A 756-nucleotide genomic window follows, 5' to 3' on the forward strand; every position below is an offset into this window, starting at 1 on the left:
CGTTGCCTGTAATTATAAAAAGATTAAAATATTATGACTAAAATAAATTTGTTATTTCTCATATTCATTTTTAATTCTTGCTCTTTACTTCAAAAAACAAAAAACTCCACAGTAGATGAGAAAATGCAAGAGAATTATTTTCTCAGGTTAAACCAAATTTATGATAATTCCGGAGATAGCACAAACAGAGCTTATTATCTAAACTGCCATACTGGATTTGAAAATTATCTTTTGTATTCAAACTATCTAGATGGCATTAATAAAAGTTCATATTTTGACTTGATAAATAAAATTGCAATTGATTCTTTAATTCCTGACTTAAAAAATGAATTAGGACAAGACTATTACATTTTCGATGAGTGTTTTTATTCTCCTTTAGGATATATAATTGATTTAGGTTGCTATGAATTTATAATTAAAGATTTAAATCTGGTCAACAGACAAGACTTTCGTTATAAAGTTTATAGTTTAATGTTAAATGAAAATTCTCAAGGGAGTACACTTGATTGTGAAGATTTAAAAGAGTTGATAAAAATAATACCTGACAAGGAATTTAAAAAAATAACATATCGCAAACTGTTGATAAAAGAAATATTTATAATTATGATTAATAAATAACTACAGGCAACACACGGTCATACTGCATGGCAGTATTTTCAAATAAAATATTACAACATTCGCGGGCTGTCTCTTTTGTCCTGACAGTTCCTTTCCCGTCGGAAAGAAACTGCCACGACAGCATACCGTGGGAACGTT

Annotated in this window: 1 protein-coding gene; it reads left to right on the forward strand. The window is 28.4% G+C overall.

The genetic code is table 11. The features are described from left to right. Positions 1–33 precede the first annotated feature (33 nt). Positions 34–618, forward strand: a complete 585-nt coding sequence (locus tag ACE01N_RS20575) for a hypothetical protein (protein WP_380592978.1) — start codon at positions 34–36, stop codon at positions 616–618. Positions 619–756 lie beyond the last annotated feature (138 nt).

Origin of the sequence: Quyinboa ferrireducens, from assembly GCF_042436675.1 — a bacterium.
Taxonomy (GTDB): Bacteria; Bacteroidota; Bacteroidia; order Bacteroidales; family UBA5342; genus JBHJHP01.